The following is a 15,018-nucleotide window of genomic DNA, read 5'->3' on the forward strand; positions in this document are numbered from 1 at the left end:
CCTCTGCTGACTTCTCATGGTAAATCTTGTTTCAACCGTGATTCGAAGCGCATCTCCTCACGTCCATGAGACCTCCCACGGTAAGACGATTCACTTTCCTCCCACGTACCCGCAACATTTACATGAATGCGTCCGTGTAGTTAATTGGATTTCGTTTTGTCTAGCAAACTCGTCCCGCATTTCATGCCTGATGATGTTCGTGTTCCTCGGGTCGGGATTTTGCCTCCAGCTTCCTTCAGATTCCACCTCGCGATGGGCACCCTTACTCTTGGCTAGTGGTTGGCAACTACAAGCCCCCACAGCGGACTTTCACCGCCTAGTTAATCGCCATGCGTGGCACACTAGAAAAAAAGAACGACGATCGCTCGCCGTTCTTTTCTCTCTACTACAGCTCGTCCCGCTCCCGCTTGGGCAGCTTGCTTCGGACCAGCAGATAAGACTGCTCCAGCATCGCCATCACCTCGTCGTCCGGCACCTTGCCGTCCAGGACGACCGTGTTCCAATGCTTCTTGTTCATATGGTACCCCGGCAGTACGGAGTCGGCATATTGCTGCCGCAACAGCCACGCCTCCTCGGGGTCCGCCTTCAGGTTGACGCTCTCCCGCTCTCCCGTATGCCCGAGAAGCGCGAACAGCTTGCTTCCGACGAACAGCACGGGCAGATCGGGATCGAAAGGATAGCGCAGGGCGGTTCCGGGCTTGGCCAGCCCTGCTTCTATCAATCGAGCATGGTTCACATGAACTCCACATACTCGAGGAACCGCTTGAGCATAATCGCGGCTTCCGCTCGAGTCGCATTGCTTTGCGGATTGATCATTTTGATGTTGGTTCCCTGAATCAATCCTGCGGTGACGCAAATTTCCATGCCCGTTTTCGCCCAGCCGCTTACCTTCGTCCGATCCTTAAAAGCGTTCAGAGCCGTGCTGGACGCCGGGGTCTGCACGCCCACATAGTTCATTGCCCGCACAAGCATCGTTGCCATCTCTTCCCGAGTAATGGCCGCGCTCGGACGGAATTTGCCATCCGTTCCGCCTTCCACGATGCCCGCTTTACTAACCGCACCGATAAATGCGGCCGAACTGTTCGTTACCGTAATATCGGAGAAACGCGTAGCCGCATTGCGATCGCCGTCCAAGCCGATTCCACGAGCGACGAACTCCGCAAAGTCCGCGCGCGTAATATTTTTCCCCGGAGCATACAGCTTGTTGGATTCCCCGGTTACGATGAATTTCGAAGCCAGTAGCGTAACATCATTTCGCGCCCAGTGGCTTGTCATGTCCGTGAAGGAAGCGGTTCTGCTTGCGACGGTATACACGCTATTCCCTTTGCGCTTGAAGCTCGCTCTGGTTGCGCCTCCGACATTATCGAACTGTGTAGGCACGTAAGTCGTTTGGTTCGCCTCCGGATCGAAACGAACCACCGCCGTGTTGCTTGCGGAACCGGTAAAGCCGGGCAGCAGGAATGACCTCGTGACGTATTGCTCATAATTATCTATCGCCCTGTAATTCGATCCGGTAAGAATTCCGGCGGAGAAATCCGCCGGGGTCGCTACCGACTGCGCTCCGAAAATATTCAGGGTGGAAATTACCGGCGCTCCCGGCACTTTCTCGATAATGAACTGCAGGTAGGAGGACGTCGTATTGCCCCCGGCCAAATAAATCTCCTTACTGTAGTTCACCGCCAGCAGCGGCAGCTCAAACTGATACTCTCCATACTCCACTCTGAACGAAGTGTTCGAAGCTCTTGCCGACGCGTCCATGATCGCGCCGATCGGAACCGCCACGATAGCTCCCAGCTCGGTTGAAGGGACCTTGAACGTCAATCGCGGCACCGTTACCCCGCTGTTCGTTCTGATCGAATCGTACGCGCCAAGGAACTTCGTTCCGTCAAGCGTATAACGAGGCATCGTTTTGCCGGAAGGCGTCGAGCCAAGAGAAGTCGATGAAGCTTTCTCCGTGAGGAACTGAACACCGCCGCTGCCGTCCCCTTCCATATAGTCCGGCAGATTGGCGATCGTTCCTCCGCCCCCTCCGGTAGATGAAGATTGATTCGTCACCGACGTGTCGGTAAAGCCCGCAACCGGCTGATTCGTCAAATCCTTCAGCGCATTTCCGGCGGTCATGTAGCTCAACGTGGCAGTCGATCCCAAACCCACCGGTACGGACAAAGTCAATCTGACCTGCGAGCCGCTCACATTCACATTAGTAATACTTGAAAAAACACCGTTCACCTTCAAATAGTACTGCGATGCATAAGGCACCGAGGCCGTGCTCAGCGGAGCGCTATAGGTTAACGTAAGCTCGCTCTGATACACCGTCGCGGACAAAAGCGTCGCTGTAGTCGCCGCCGTTCCCGTCACTTGATAGCTGTTAATGGCTGGAGCGAGATTGCCGGCCAAATCTTTAATGCCCTGGCTTGTCGGAATATAAGAGACGTACACGACAGCATTCGTTGCAATCGTCTGCGCCATCGTTAGCTCAACGATATTGTTCGTAATCGCTATCGACGAGAGGGTTGCCGCAGACCCTGCCACGATAACCGAGAAATTCGATTTTTGCGGAATTGACGACGGGCTTAGTCCCTCGTTATAGATTAGCGTAATCTTCGTTCCGCTTGCCGTTGCTCCGCTTAGCACAGGAGGCACTGTATCGTTAACATTCTGGATATAGAAATCGTTAAAGCCTACGACGGCATTCCCGCTTGTGTCCCGTAACGGGTACGAGCCTTGTACATAAGTCACAGATGCCGTTTGCGTATTGTTGACACTGCTGGATAGCGTCAACGTGACCGTCGATCCGCTGGAAGCAATAGAACTGATTCCGTAAGAAGATCCATTGATCTTGACTGTAAACTGCGATCTGGCATTACTATTGACTGCGGCAAGAGACTTGTTGAAATGGAGCGTCAAGGTCGATCCATTCAGCACTCCGCTTACCGGCCTGGGAAGCGTTGTATCCGTCGTATTCGTCACGTCTCGATTGGTGAACGCAGCCGCCTTGTTTCCCGAAAGATCTTGAAGCTGTTTAGCCGTATTGACGTCTCGGGTATACGATACTTTGACCGTTTGTCCGACCGCAACGCCGGATTGCAGCGTCAACCGTACCGTATTGCCGTTGATCGTGACCGCATTGACTTGTCTCGGATTCTCGTTAACGGTGACATAGTAATTGGCCGGATAAGGGACAACCGTCGAATCCAATTCCTCGTTATACGTCAGGACGATAACTCCTCCGTCCATTGCGGCGTTTTGAATGGCCGGAGCGGTTTTATCCGAGCCGAGGGTCTGGAAGGTCCAGCGGTAATCGTTCAGAATGCCGGGGAAGGTATTCCCTGCCAAATCCGCTATCGCATTATCCGGAATACTGACAATATAGGAAGATGTTCCTTGCAGCAATGTCGTCGGTGTCATCAGGATCTTCTTCGAATCCGTTCCATCCATAGCCAGCGCAGCCGAGATCGGATCCCGGGTCGTTCCGGAAACGACCCGATACAAGGTGGCAGTAGCTCCGGGAGTAACTTGTACCGGTTTATCGAAGATCATGGAAAATACGGCGTCCAATTTCACGCTATTGGACCCGACAACCGGCGATGTGCTAACCAACTCAGGCTTCACGGTATCCGTCGCCACACTGAATCTCCAGGTCGTGAAATCCGTCGTTCCGATTCCAGCGTAGGCGTTACCCGCCAGATCGGTGATAGCCAGACTTCCGATTTGCACGGCATAAGTCGTATTCTTCACAAACGAGCCGCAGGAAGAATAAGCAGAAGGCGTAATGGAAATCTTATTCGTCCCGCCCCCTGTGACTGCCCCGTGAGTAACCGGAATCGAGCAAACAACCGCTTGGTTCGCCACATTGCGAAGGACGATCGTACCGCTTCCGGGCTTGACCACTTCGTTGAACTCTAGGCTTATTGTACCGTTGACTGCCGTGATAGATCCTCCGGAAGCCGGAATAAACTTGTTTACGAGCGGCCTGACATTGTCTACGCCCGCTTGTGTCGTAAAGCTCCAGGTCACCGCATCGACAATACCTTCATAGATATTTCCGCCTGTGTCCCTCAGAACGCCAGGGTCTATCATAATATAATATTCGGTACTCGCAACCAATGGCTGCGCAAAGGCTATATTAATGGTCGCGGTACCGCTGCCGGTAACCCGATTGCGATCCGAAACATTTGCCATATTAATCGTGCTCACAGTTTCGTTCGTCTGTACCTTTTTTAGATAAATGAATCCGGATGTTCCAGTTACAATCGGCGTTGCAAACGTCATCTTCGCCGTAAAAGCGCCAATGGCCACATTTGTGGCATTATCCGTCGGCAACTTTTGGGTCGGCGCTAAGGACGAGGCTGTCGTATTAAACGTCCAATTCATCGTGTTCGAGGAATTTCCCACCACATCGACGAAAGCCCCTGCCGGGACAATAACCCGATAACTCTTGCCCGAGACCAGACGAATCGACGGTTGAATCGATATCGTTGTTTTGCCGCTGCCATCTGTAACGCCGCTTCCGGTTACTTCTGGCGAGAGTACCGATATAACCTGCGTATCGTTCGTATCCAGCCGAATAACTTGAATGTTGCCGACAGCTGCAAATACCTTCTCGTTAAAAACAAGCTGGATCACGCCTGTAGCCGCTATGGTACCGCCACTCGAGGGAATTGGAGTTGCAGAAGGCGCCGTCGTATCGCTGGCAATTACGCCAAAGTTCCAAGTGGTTGCGTTATTAATACCTGCAAACCCTGCTCCGGCCGCATTCGTGAATGCATTAGGACTGATTTCGACATAATAGCTCTGACCGGCAACGAGAGAACCGTTGGGCTCGATAAGGATCGTGTCCGCGCTGGCAGGATCCACTCTGACATAGCTATTATGAGCCGAATTGGCCATATCGTAACTTGCAACAGTTGCGTTAGTGTTCGAGTTTTTAATAGAAACAGTCCCGCCGCTGCCGCGGTAAACATTCTCGTCAAACTTAATCTTCAGTTTCGCATTGGCCGGCACGGTCGACTCGTAGCTCGCAGGATATGTAGCCACCATAATTGGACCGCTTGGTGCTGCAAAGGAAGCTCCCGCTATCCACAATTGAGCCACAAGTGTCATAATCAGCGTAAGGAATAGAGTTCGTTTAAGCCGCAAAAGATTACCTCCCGATGAACACACATAGTATCTTTTATTTCGGCATTTTGTCCCTGTAAAGTTAGGGTCGGAGGGCTTATTTTCCAATTGCAATTAAAAAGCCAGTCACTCCGACAGAGTCGGCTCTGGCTTTGCCGTAACTGTAGAAATCCTAATACTTGCTCCTAATTGAGACAATAACATCCGTTTCATTTTGAAGTTTGGATTGAATATTTTTCAGCCGTTCTTTCGTCGTTTCTGTGCTGGAAATAATTCCCGAAATTCGCGCCTCGGCAACTTGTTTCTGGTTTTTATCTACAGCTGCTCCCAATTCTCCAGTGGCAATTTTTAAATCGGAATCCAATCCCGTCAAGATCCGTTCTTGTTCTTTAATCTGTTCAGTTATTATTCTAATTTGATCTTCCGATTTCCTTAATTTCACCAGATCATCTGATGAAATCAGATTAATTGCCGACAAATTAACGCCAATGCTTCCTGGTTTTTTATTAAAAACAACTTCCTTGTTGGAAAATGCAATGTCATATCCAATCGCATCGGCTAATACCCGGTTTGGGGTATAGGTTTGATTATCAACTGCCAACGCTTTAGTGTTTAATACTTTGCCATCTACCTTAACATTATATTCCGCTTGTACCTTTTTCCCAATTTTTGAAACCGATTCAGCCACAGCTTGCCCGGAATACATCAAAACTGCTCCAACGATCAATCCAATTGCGTATTTTCTTACTTCCATTTTCTGCACCCTTTCCTTTTTTAGTAGATTGTACCACAGCAGTTCTTATGTAGAACAGTTAAAGAAAAGGACCTCCGAAATTAATCGGAAGTCCATGATATCAAGATACCTTTATTAAGCCAAAGCCCCCTGCTTCAGAGCCTCTGCACGATCCAGACGCTCCCAAGGCAGATCCACGTCCGTACGGCCGAAGTGACCGTATGCCGCCGTCTGGCGGTAGATTGGACGACGCAGATCGAGCATTTTGATGATGCCGGCAGGACGAAGATCGAAGTTGTTCTTGATCAACTCGACCAGCTTCTCTTCGGATACTTTGCCCGTACCGTAAGTATCGACGTTAATCGATACCGGGCTGGCTACGCCGATCGCATAGGCAAGCTGGATCTCGCACTTGTCGGCCAACCCGGCAGCAACGATGTTCTTGGCCACATAACGGGCCGCGTAAGCCGCCGAACGGTCGACCTTGGTAGGATCCTTGCCGGAGAACGCGCCGCCGCCATGGCGAGCGTAGCCGCCGTACGTATCGACAATAATTTTGCGGCCCGTCAAACCTGCATCCCCTTGAGGTCCTCCGATAACGAAACGGCCTGTCGGGTTGATGAAAAATTTCGTTTCGTCATCCAGCCACTCCGCCGGAACCTCCGGGTAGATCACGTGTTCACGAATATCTTTCTGGATCTGCTCCAGCGTAATGTCATCCGAGTGCTGCGTGGATACGACAATCGTGTCGACCCGCACCGGTTTGCCGTCGTCGTATTGCACCGTCACTTGCGTTTTACCGTCAGGGCGCAGATAAGGGAGCGTGCCGTTCTTGCGAACCTCCGACAAACGGCGGGACAAACGGTGAGCCAGAGCGATTGGCAGAGGCATCAACTCGGGCGTCTCGTTCGTTGCAAAACCGAACATCAAGCCTTGGTCGCCGGCGCCAATATCTTCGCTTTCCTGCTGCATATCTTTGCCGTCGCGGGATTCAAGCGCAGCATTTACCCCTTGCGCGATATCCGCGGATTGTTCGTTCAGGGAAGTAAGAACCGCACAAGTGCTGGCGTCGAAGCCGTATTTCGCGCGCGTATAGCCGATGTCTTTGATGGTGCGGCGCGCAATGGCGGAAATATCGATAAAATCGGCCCTGCTGCTGATTTCGCCGATAACGAGTACAAGTCCGGTAGCTACGGAAACTTCGCACGCTACGCGCGCATAAGGGTCCGCTTCCAGGAATGCGTCCAATACGGCATCGGAAATTTGATCGCAAATTTTGTCCGGATGGCCTTCCGTGACCGATTCGGACGTGAAGAGATGCCGGCCTTTAATCGACAAAGTCTTCAACCTCCATATATAAAAATCAACCTTTCCCAATTGGAAAAGGCTGTTAAAAATAAACCTTCGATAAATAATGATACCGGAATTGTCGAGGGGTGTCAATGGACAGCCGCCCGAGTTCCACCAGCTTTCCGCATGGCTTATAGAAGCGTTTGTTGAGCTTGCTGAACCAGACGCTTCGTAATTCCGCCGCCCAGGGAGCCCGCTTCTCTCGAGGTTAATTCGCCAAGATAAGCTTGCCCGAATCCCCCCGCTCCCATGCTTCCCAGCTCTCCGGCAAATTCCGTGTCGAATCCTTCCGCATACTGTCCGATGGATACTCCCAGTTCAGAAGCGATTTCGTACTTCATTTGGTTGATCGCATTTTGACACTCCGGTACGACAAGTCTGTTGCTTCTTCTCGCCATAAGCCATTCCTCCCTTGAAGGTGATGGATTTATTATGGCTCCCTGGCTCTCATTCAAGGCGTATTACATTATGGATTACCGGGGAAAATGTAGGAGTCGAAACGCTGCGACAAGTATTCGCGCAAGGCTTCTCTCCAAGGTCTTAACGGGGTAAAACCAGCTCCGACTAACGCGGATTGACCAAACACGGAATACGATGGGCGAGGCGCAGGGCGCGGATATTGTTCCGTCGAACAGGGCCGCACGGCAATGGACTTCATCCCCGCTTCCTCAAAAATGGCTTTGGCAAACTCATACCATGAGCAGCTTCCGCTGTTCGAAGCGTGGTACACACCATATTTATCCGTTCGAACAAGCTCGACAATCAACGAGGCCAAGTCGAACGTATAGGTCGGAGAACCAATCTGGTCGTTTACGACAGTTATTTCCTTCTTGCTCTGCGCCATTTGGAGCATCGTATTTACGAAATTGCCGCCATATTTTCCATACACCCAGGATGTCCGTATTATAAAACATTTCGAGGAAAACTCGCTCGCTTTCCGTTCACCTTCCAGCTTCGTGGCTCCATAGACGGATTGAGGGGAGGTTGGATGGTTTTCCGGGTACGGCGTCGTTCCCCTTCCATCGAATACATAATCCGTGCTGATATAGCAGAACTTAGCTCCAACGGCTTCTGCTGCTTTTGCCATATTGCGCGTTCCTTCCACATTAACCGTCCAGGCCGCTTCCGGTTCGGATTCCGCCTTGTCGACGGCCGTATACGCCGCTGCGTGAACGACGATATCCGGTTTTAGAGACACACATGCCCTTTCGCAGCTTCCAAAGTCCGTAATATCCAGCTCGGATCGATTTTTCCCGATGATTTTGAGACCGTCCACATTCATACGAACGAGCTCTTGCCCTAATTGACCGCCTGCACCGGTGACCAGGATAACTGTATTTTGTCCGCTCATTGTCGATAAGCTCCGGATGCGATTCTTTCCAGCCACTCTCCATGCTGCAAGTACCATTCGATCGTCTTTTGGATTCCGGATTCATAATCGAACTGTGGCTGCCATCCGAGTTCATGACGAATTCTGGAGGCATCTATCGCGTATCTCCTGTCGTGTCCAAGCCGGTCTTCGACGAATTGAATGAGCTCCTCCGGCTTCCCCAACTCCTTCAAGATCGTGGTCACAACCTGAAGATTCGTCCTCTCGTTATTACCGCCAATATTGTATACTTCACCCTTTTTCCCGTTGTGCAGAACCAGGTCGATTGCCCGGCAATGGTCCTCTACATATAACCAGTCCCTTACATTCAAACCGTCTCCGTATACGGGCAGCGGCTGATTCTGCAGGGCTTTGGTGATCATCAGCGGAATCAGCTTTTCCGGGAATTGATACGGCCCGTAATTGTTGGAGCAGCGTGTAATATTAACGTGCATCCCGTAGGTTTCGTGATAGGCCCGCACTAGCAGATCCGCTCCCGCCTTGCTCGCCGAATAAGGACTGTTGGGAGCAAGAGGCGTCCTTTCGGAAAATAATCCGACGTCTCCAAGCGTGCCGTAGACTTCATCCGTCGAAATTTGCACGAACCTCGGTACATTGTATTTTCTGGCAAGATCGAGCAGCACTTGGGTTCCCATTACATTCGTTCTCACAAACAAGCCCGGATCGGCAATGCTGCGATCCACATGCGATTCCGCCGCAAAGTTAACGATGGCGTCGAAGCCTTCGCCTACAATCGTCTCCATCTTCGCATGGTCCGATAGGTCCGCTCGAACAAAACGATAGTTCGGCCATTCCGTTATCCCTTGTAAATTATCGAGATTTCCTGCATAGGTGAGCAGGTCCACGTTTACCAACTGATAATTCTCATGTCGACTTCGCATATAGTGAACAAAGTTGCTGCCGATAAACCCGGCTCCGCCCGTAACAAGAACTCTCATGCTGACCACCCTCTAATACTTAAAGTTATGCTCCGCGAGCGCCAGAACCGGGTGCCTGGCATCCTTCTCCGACAGAATAGGCTGCGTTGTCGGCCATACGATCCCAATCGCAGGGTCGTTCCAGAGAATGCCTCTGTCATGCTCCTTGGAATACAGGCGATCCACCTTGTACTGCACCTCTGTATTTGAAACCAACGTGCAGAAGCCATGGGCGAACCCTGCCGGGACAAATAATTGCAGTTTATTCTCCGCCGACAGCTCGAAGCCTTCCCATTGACCCAAAGTCGGAGATCCTGTGCGAATATCCACTACAACGTCATAAATAGCCCCCGCTGTCACGCGAACCAGCTTACTCTGCGCCTGTGGATGAAGCTGATAATGCAGCCCGCGAATCACCCCAGCTTCCTTCGACAACGAATGGTTGTCTTGAACGAACGCCTTCGGAAGCCCGTTCTTCGCATAACGCTCCGCCTGATAGCTCTCCATAAAATATCCTCGCGCATCCTCGAACACGGTCGGTTCGATCAACTTAATACCGGCAAGCTTTCCCTCCATGACCTTCACTTGATCACCCGTATCGGATAGTTACCGTAATTCGGCATTCTATAGGGTATTCACTTCGACATTCGTGGTCATGGGCTGGAGAGATAAAAAAATCAACAGCGCTTATCATCATTTCGTCATGAATCTACAGTTAACAGCATGATATACCACATTTCAACATTTCAGAAATGGGAATTGGACCCAAAGGACCATTTACTATTTATGGAAGAATAGTTAGGATGAAGGTGACTGGCCAGTCAAAAAATTCAAGGAAGACAGGGAGGAATTTTTAATGAACAAGATCGGAAGGAAATTGCTGGCTTCGCTTAGCGCGTTCGCTCTCTTGGCAGTCCTGCTTATCCCGGCGAGCGCCAGTGCTGCCGTCTACGTTCCGCCGCATGAACCGGATAGCCCAAGCAACCCGATCGTGCTTAGCGCCGGCGACTGGTCTTATCCTACTCTGACGCCCGGCGATGTTGATTACTTCAGATTTGTTAATACGTTCTCCTACACGAGAACATACACCTTGATCGTGGAAAGTCCGGATGGAGCAAGCTATATCCCGTCGTCCATCAGCGGTTCCGGTATTGTGTTGGTAAATCCGGTACGTATGGAAGCCGGATATTTTCAGTTCGATATCGTCGTTAATCCGGGAGCGGTAGTTAACATTGAAGTTTCTGGTGCAGGAACGCCGTTTTACTCTCCCAATCCGTACTTTGTTCTTTTGCTGTAAATAGTCATAGAGAAGGGAATCTTCCTTATAGGGGAGATTCCCTTCTCTTCTTGTGCTGCTCCATTTATTGTTGTAGTGTATATTTGCCTCTGACAAGCACAATAAGCCCATTGGCTTGCTTCGGATCAGCCTCTATACCCCTGTCGCCTCTAGGGTTAAGAATGAGGTGATTGTTTCCGACTGGCTTACCCGGCTTAATATCTATACCGTCAGTCAAATCCGATAAACCGTCGGCCTCTGCACTGTAAGCGATCGCCTTCCCTGAGCGTACGATCATCTCACCGCCTTCTGCCACGATAAGCTTCGATCCCCAAGGCACGGTAACAACTTCAATCGCAGCAGATCCCCCACCGCCGACCGATCCGCCCTTCTCAAGCTCCTGCTTCACCAGTTTCTCAACTGCAGCATCCACATATGCCTTCGTGACCAGCGGATCATCCACAGAACCAGGAGTAGAGCCGCCGTCTGCTTCGACTTTCGACATAATACTAATCGTCCCAATTATTATCGCCAGTAACGCCGTTGCTCCCCAGATCGTCCATTTCTTTGACTTTGTCAAGTTTCATCTCTCCCCGTTCGACAAGTTCTACCAATTTGTACGCGTTCTAGTTCGGGAAAGTTGCGAGATACATTCTATTTACCTTGCAATAGCTCCTCGATAGAATCTATCACAAAATCCTGTTCCTCTTCGCTCATATTCGATCCGGAAGGCAAGCACAAACCGTATTTAAACAACTTATCGGAAATGCTTTCTTCTTCGGAATGCGAATAATAAGGAACTCCATCAAATAACGGCTGCAAGTGCAGGGGTTTCCAAACCGGCCGGGATTCGATATTTCTTTCGGCTAAATATTCGATGATCTGCAACGAAGTTACGCCTGATTTAGTTGGATCAACGGTCAACGCAGTCAACCACCGCGTTGATCTGCCGTAGGAAGCTTCCGGCATAAAATCTATGCCCTTATATTTGGATAGCCGATCATAATAACGTTCAAAGACCTTGCGTCTAGCCGCCACTCGTTCATTTAGAACACGCAATTGTCCTCTCCCTACTCCCGCCAGGATGTTGCTCAATCGGTAGTTATACCCTACTTCGCTATGCTGGTAATGAAGCGCAGGGTCCCGTGCCTGCGTAGCCCAATGGCGGGCTTTGGCGATGGACTCCGCCTCATTGGAAATAAGCATCCCACCACCAGAAGTGGTAATGATCTTATTGCCGTTAAAGGAATAGATTCCGAACCGGCCGAACGTTCCGCTCGCCTTGTTACGGTATGTAGCTCCTAATGACTCCGCTGCATCCTCGATTACCGGTATGCTGTAACGGTTGCAAATTTCAAGGACTAGATCCATATCTGCGCTTTGTCCGTACAGATTAACAACGATAGCCGCTTTGGGACGCTTGCCTTGCTTCTCTAGCTCTCTACAGGCCCGTTCCAGAGCCTCAGGCGACATATTCCATGTTTCTCTATTTGAATCAATAAAGACTGGCTGCGCCCCTTGATAGAGAATCGGATTGGCCGTGGCCACAAATGTAAGTGACGAACAAAGCACGTTGTCCCCCGTCCCCACATTTAACAAACGAAGAGCCAGATGAATGCCGGCTGTTCCCGATGACAACGCTGCAGCTTCCCGAATCCCGACCAAATCAGCAAGTTCGTTCTCGAAAGCATTAACATGGGGACCAAGGGGAGCAATCCAATTCGTTGAAAAAGCTTCTGAAACATAACCTTGTTCATACTCTCCCATGTGGGGAGATGAGAGATAGATTCTTTTATTATTGCTCATACAGGAACATCTCGCTTCCAGACCTAGTTAAGGTACCTTGCCGGTACACCAAATACCGTTTTATGAGCTTTAACGTGTTTTAACACTACACAACCTGCTCCAATTACAGAAAATTGCTCTGCACGCGCACTAGGCAACAATCTAGCTCCGCTCCCTAAAAAGACTCCTTTTTCTAGTTGAACAAAACCGGTTATATCACAATGGGCACTTAAGGTCACTCCGTCTTCTATTACGACATCATGACCTATTGAAGAATGTAGGTTAACAATGACATGATTCCCAATGGTTACATTAGTCGTAATTACAGAGTACGGGCACAGGATATTTCCTGTTCCTATTTGATTGTTTCCACCGATCACGCTTGTAGGATGGATAATATTAACAAATTCGGCCCCTTTATTCTCTAAGTCAGCCGTAATTTTTAGTCGGATATCAGGCTTAGCAATCGCACAAACAAATACTTCGTTGAGATCTGGTTGGTACCCAGTAATCCTAGACACAACAGGAACATCAATGTTATAAGCATTCAACGAGTTTAAATTATCGTCAATGAAGCCTTTTACTTTCCATTTATTTTGATGGATATCTCTTGCCCAACAAAGAACTTCTCGCCCAAAACTTCCGGCACCAACAATAATAAGCTCTTTTAGTGACATGTATATCCTCCATCTACCACCAATGCAGTTCCAGTTACCCATTTTGCCGCATCCGATAGTAAATAGATAACGGAATGCGCCACATCTTCAGGTTCCCCGAAGCCCAGAGGATGATACGATTGCATTTTCTCGAATTGATCCTCAGGCATATTCCTAACTAAGTCATCAAACATATTCGTATGTACCATGCCTGGCACGACCGCATTTACTCGTATTTTACTTTTAGCCAATTCTAACGCAGAAGACTTGACAGTAGCTATAACGGCGCCTTTACTTGCCGAATAGGTAACAACACCCGCCTGTCCCACTTGTCCCATTACGGATGAAGTAAGTACAATCGAGCCCCCGGACATAAATACGTTTTTGTTCGTACATGCTTTTAACAAAGCCAACGCAGAATATAGATTTACATTCATTACCGCATCCATACTTTTTCTTTGTATAACTCTAAGAGGGACAGTTTCATGGATTCCTGCAAAGTGTGCTAATCCATTGATTTGAATACCTAAATTCTTTGTGATGCTTTTTAACCAATCCGGGATAGCATCGATTTCATTCAGATCGAACTCTTCTATACCATGCCTCGAACGATTCTCCATCTCGTCCAAAGTCTGCAATAGGCTTTTTTTATGCCGGCCGACTAAGATCACATTTGCACCTTGTAAACTGGCAATCCTCGCCGTAGCCCGCCCGATCCCAGAAGATGCCCCAGTTATAAGAATCGTCTTATTCTCGAGAGTGTATGGGTCGCACACCGGAATCAACTCCCCTAGATAATCAGTATCGGACATTACCTAATTCTGTCGCCTCTCTTGCTCACAAGTATTCAACGATTTGTCACTCAACTTACTTTGCGGCGCATCACCAAACATAAGATGAATGGGTACGGAAGCTTATATTTCCGAATCGCTCAGTATTTACGGGCACATTTCCACTACCCTCATATGGAGAGAAGTAATCGATCATATACTTAATGGCTTAGATGTATGACAAAAGGATTAAAATCAGTGAATTCCCTTCCAGCCATGATTAGCAAGAGTATCTACTAGTAGTGTCTGAACTTTTTTTAGCGTGACATTAGATATTCTCGATCCACTCAATAAGATGGTCTTCTCTTGCTTCCTGCATCCCCGCAATAAAAGATCTTTGAAAAGCATTGGGAGATCACATCAATCGCGTTTGTCGATCCCTCATCCGAACAACAAAGCTACTAAACGATCCGCCGGAGATATCTACCTTGTTAACCTAATCTTGTCGCTAACAAATAGAAACATTTGCTTGCAAGTACTTGCTGACATAATTGAGAAGCTGTCATAAGCCCGTTGATATATCCCGACTACCTGGGGAAATATCGAGAGGGCTAGACAGCTTTCGGAGAGACAACTAATCTATGCTGAATAACAGCTGAAGTTATCGACAGATTATGATCTAGCGATTGCGTTACAAAAATGATCCACGATGGAACCAAGCAGGTTATCCCCTTGATCCCAATATTATCGACTCTTGGAGATGCCATCTATGTCTCCAAGTTGTCTCTGACTAATGCCACCAAATCTCCAACAGTGTTGCAGGTAGATAATTGCTCTGTATTTAACCGCAGGTTCAAATTCTCGTCGACTAAAGCCAGCACAGCAACAGTTGCCATAGAATCCCACTCATCAAGTTCATTCAATCGAGTATCAAGGGTAAGCGAGCCCTGTTGTACAAACACAACGTCCTCTTCAAACTTAGAAATAAATTCCGATATCGTCATAACGCATCCTCCAATTACT

At 49.2% G+C, this 15,018-nt stretch carries 14 protein-coding genes; 1 reads left to right on the top strand and 13 read right to left on the bottom strand.

Annotation, left to right across the window (positions count from 1 at the left end; genetic code table 11):
* Positions 1-385 precede the first annotated feature (385 nt).
* The 8 genes from ACFFT4_RS06145 to rfbC all read right to left on the bottom strand — a co-directional run bounded on the left by ACFFT4_RS06145 (position 386) and on the right by rfbC (position 10,084).
* Positions 386-736, bottom strand: a complete 351-nt coding sequence (locus tag ACFFT4_RS06145; protein ID WP_378045958.1) for an MmcQ/YjbR family DNA-binding protein — start codon at positions 734-736, stop codon at positions 386-388.
* Positions 733-5,139, bottom strand: coding sequence for an Ig-like domain-containing protein (locus ACFFT4_RS06150; RefSeq protein WP_378045960.1), 4,407 nt, complete (start codon positions 5,137-5,139; stop codon positions 733-735). The genes ACFFT4_RS06145 and ACFFT4_RS06150 overlap by 4 nt, the downstream gene beginning before the upstream one ends.
* A gap of 151 nt (positions 5,140-5,290) precedes the next feature.
* On the bottom strand, positions 5,291-5,872 hold the full coding sequence (locus tag ACFFT4_RS06155; RefSeq protein ID WP_378045962.1) for a hypothetical protein: 582 nt from the start codon (positions 5,870-5,872) through the stop codon (positions 5,291-5,293).
* A gap of 114 nt (positions 5,873-5,986) precedes the next feature.
* Positions 5,987-7,189 (bottom strand): methionine adenosyltransferase, encoded by a 1,203-nt coding sequence (metK, locus tag ACFFT4_RS06160; RefSeq protein ID WP_378045963.1) that lies wholly within the window; start codon positions 7,187-7,189, stop codon positions 5,987-5,989.
* 143 nt (positions 7,190-7,332) lie between these two features.
* Positions 7,333-7,599: an alpha/beta-type small acid-soluble spore protein gene (locus tag ACFFT4_RS06165; RefSeq protein WP_378045964.1), complete on the bottom strand. Its 267-nt coding sequence runs from the start codon at positions 7,597-7,599 to the stop codon at positions 7,333-7,335.
* Between the two features lie 68 nt (positions 7,600-7,667).
* Entirely contained in the window at positions 7,668-8,552 is an 885-nt protein-coding gene (gene rfbD / locus ACFFT4_RS06170) for a dTDP-4-dehydrorhamnose reductase (RefSeq protein WP_378045966.1), read from the bottom strand.
* On the bottom strand, positions 8,549-9,529 hold the full coding sequence (gene rfbB, locus ACFFT4_RS06175; RefSeq protein ID WP_378045968.1) for a dTDP-glucose 4,6-dehydratase: 981 nt from the start codon (positions 9,527-9,529) through the stop codon (positions 8,549-8,551). Before rfbB ends, rfbD begins: the two co-directional genes overlap by 4 nt.
* 12 nt (positions 9,530-9,541) lie before the next feature.
* A complete protein-coding gene (rfbC, locus tag ACFFT4_RS06180) occupies positions 9,542-10,084 on the bottom strand; it encodes a dTDP-4-dehydrorhamnose 3,5-epimerase (protein WP_378046430.1) in 543 nt (180 codons plus the stop codon).
* A 280-nt stretch (positions 10,085-10,364) separates the two neighbouring features.
* Here rfbC and ACFFT4_RS06185 point away from each other — a divergent pair, with 280 nt between their 5' ends.
* On the top strand, positions 10,365-10,805 hold the full coding sequence (locus ACFFT4_RS06185) for a hypothetical protein (protein ID WP_378045970.1): 441 nt from the start codon (positions 10,365-10,367) through the stop codon (positions 10,803-10,805).
* A 64-nt stretch (positions 10,806-10,869) separates the two neighbouring features.
* Here the strand turns inward: ACFFT4_RS06185 and ACFFT4_RS06190 are convergent, their stop codons facing one another.
* From ACFFT4_RS06190 to ACFFT4_RS06210, 5 genes are all read right to left on the bottom strand, one after another.
* Positions 10,870-11,364 (bottom strand): hypothetical protein, encoded by a 495-nt coding sequence (locus ACFFT4_RS06190; RefSeq protein WP_378045971.1) that lies wholly within the window; start codon positions 11,362-11,364, stop codon positions 10,870-10,872.
* Positions 11,365-11,438: 74 nt separating this feature from the next.
* Complete coding sequence (locus ACFFT4_RS06195; protein WP_378045973.1) at positions 11,439-12,590, bottom strand: DegT/DnrJ/EryC1/StrS family aminotransferase; 1,152 nt, start codon at positions 12,588-12,590, stop codon at positions 11,439-11,441.
* Positions 12,591-12,613: 23 nt separating this feature from the next.
* Positions 12,614-13,246 (bottom strand): acetyltransferase, encoded by a 633-nt coding sequence (locus tag ACFFT4_RS06200; protein WP_378045975.1) that lies wholly within the window; start codon positions 13,244-13,246, stop codon positions 12,614-12,616.
* Complete coding sequence (locus ACFFT4_RS06205) at positions 13,237-14,037, bottom strand: SDR family NAD(P)-dependent oxidoreductase (protein WP_378045977.1); 801 nt, start codon at positions 14,035-14,037, stop codon at positions 13,237-13,239. The genes ACFFT4_RS06200 and ACFFT4_RS06205 overlap by 10 nt, the downstream gene beginning before the upstream one ends.
* Positions 14,038-14,762: 725 nt before the next feature.
* A complete protein-coding gene (locus tag ACFFT4_RS06210; RefSeq protein WP_378045979.1) occupies positions 14,763-14,999 on the bottom strand; it encodes an acyl carrier protein in 237 nt (78 codons plus the stop codon).
* Positions 15,000-15,018: the final 19 nt, after the last annotated feature.

Source organism: Cohnella cellulosilytica (assembly GCF_042431195.1).
In the GTDB taxonomy this organism is placed as follows: Bacteria; Bacillota; Bacilli; order Paenibacillales; family Paenibacillaceae; genus Cohnella; species Cohnella cellulosilytica.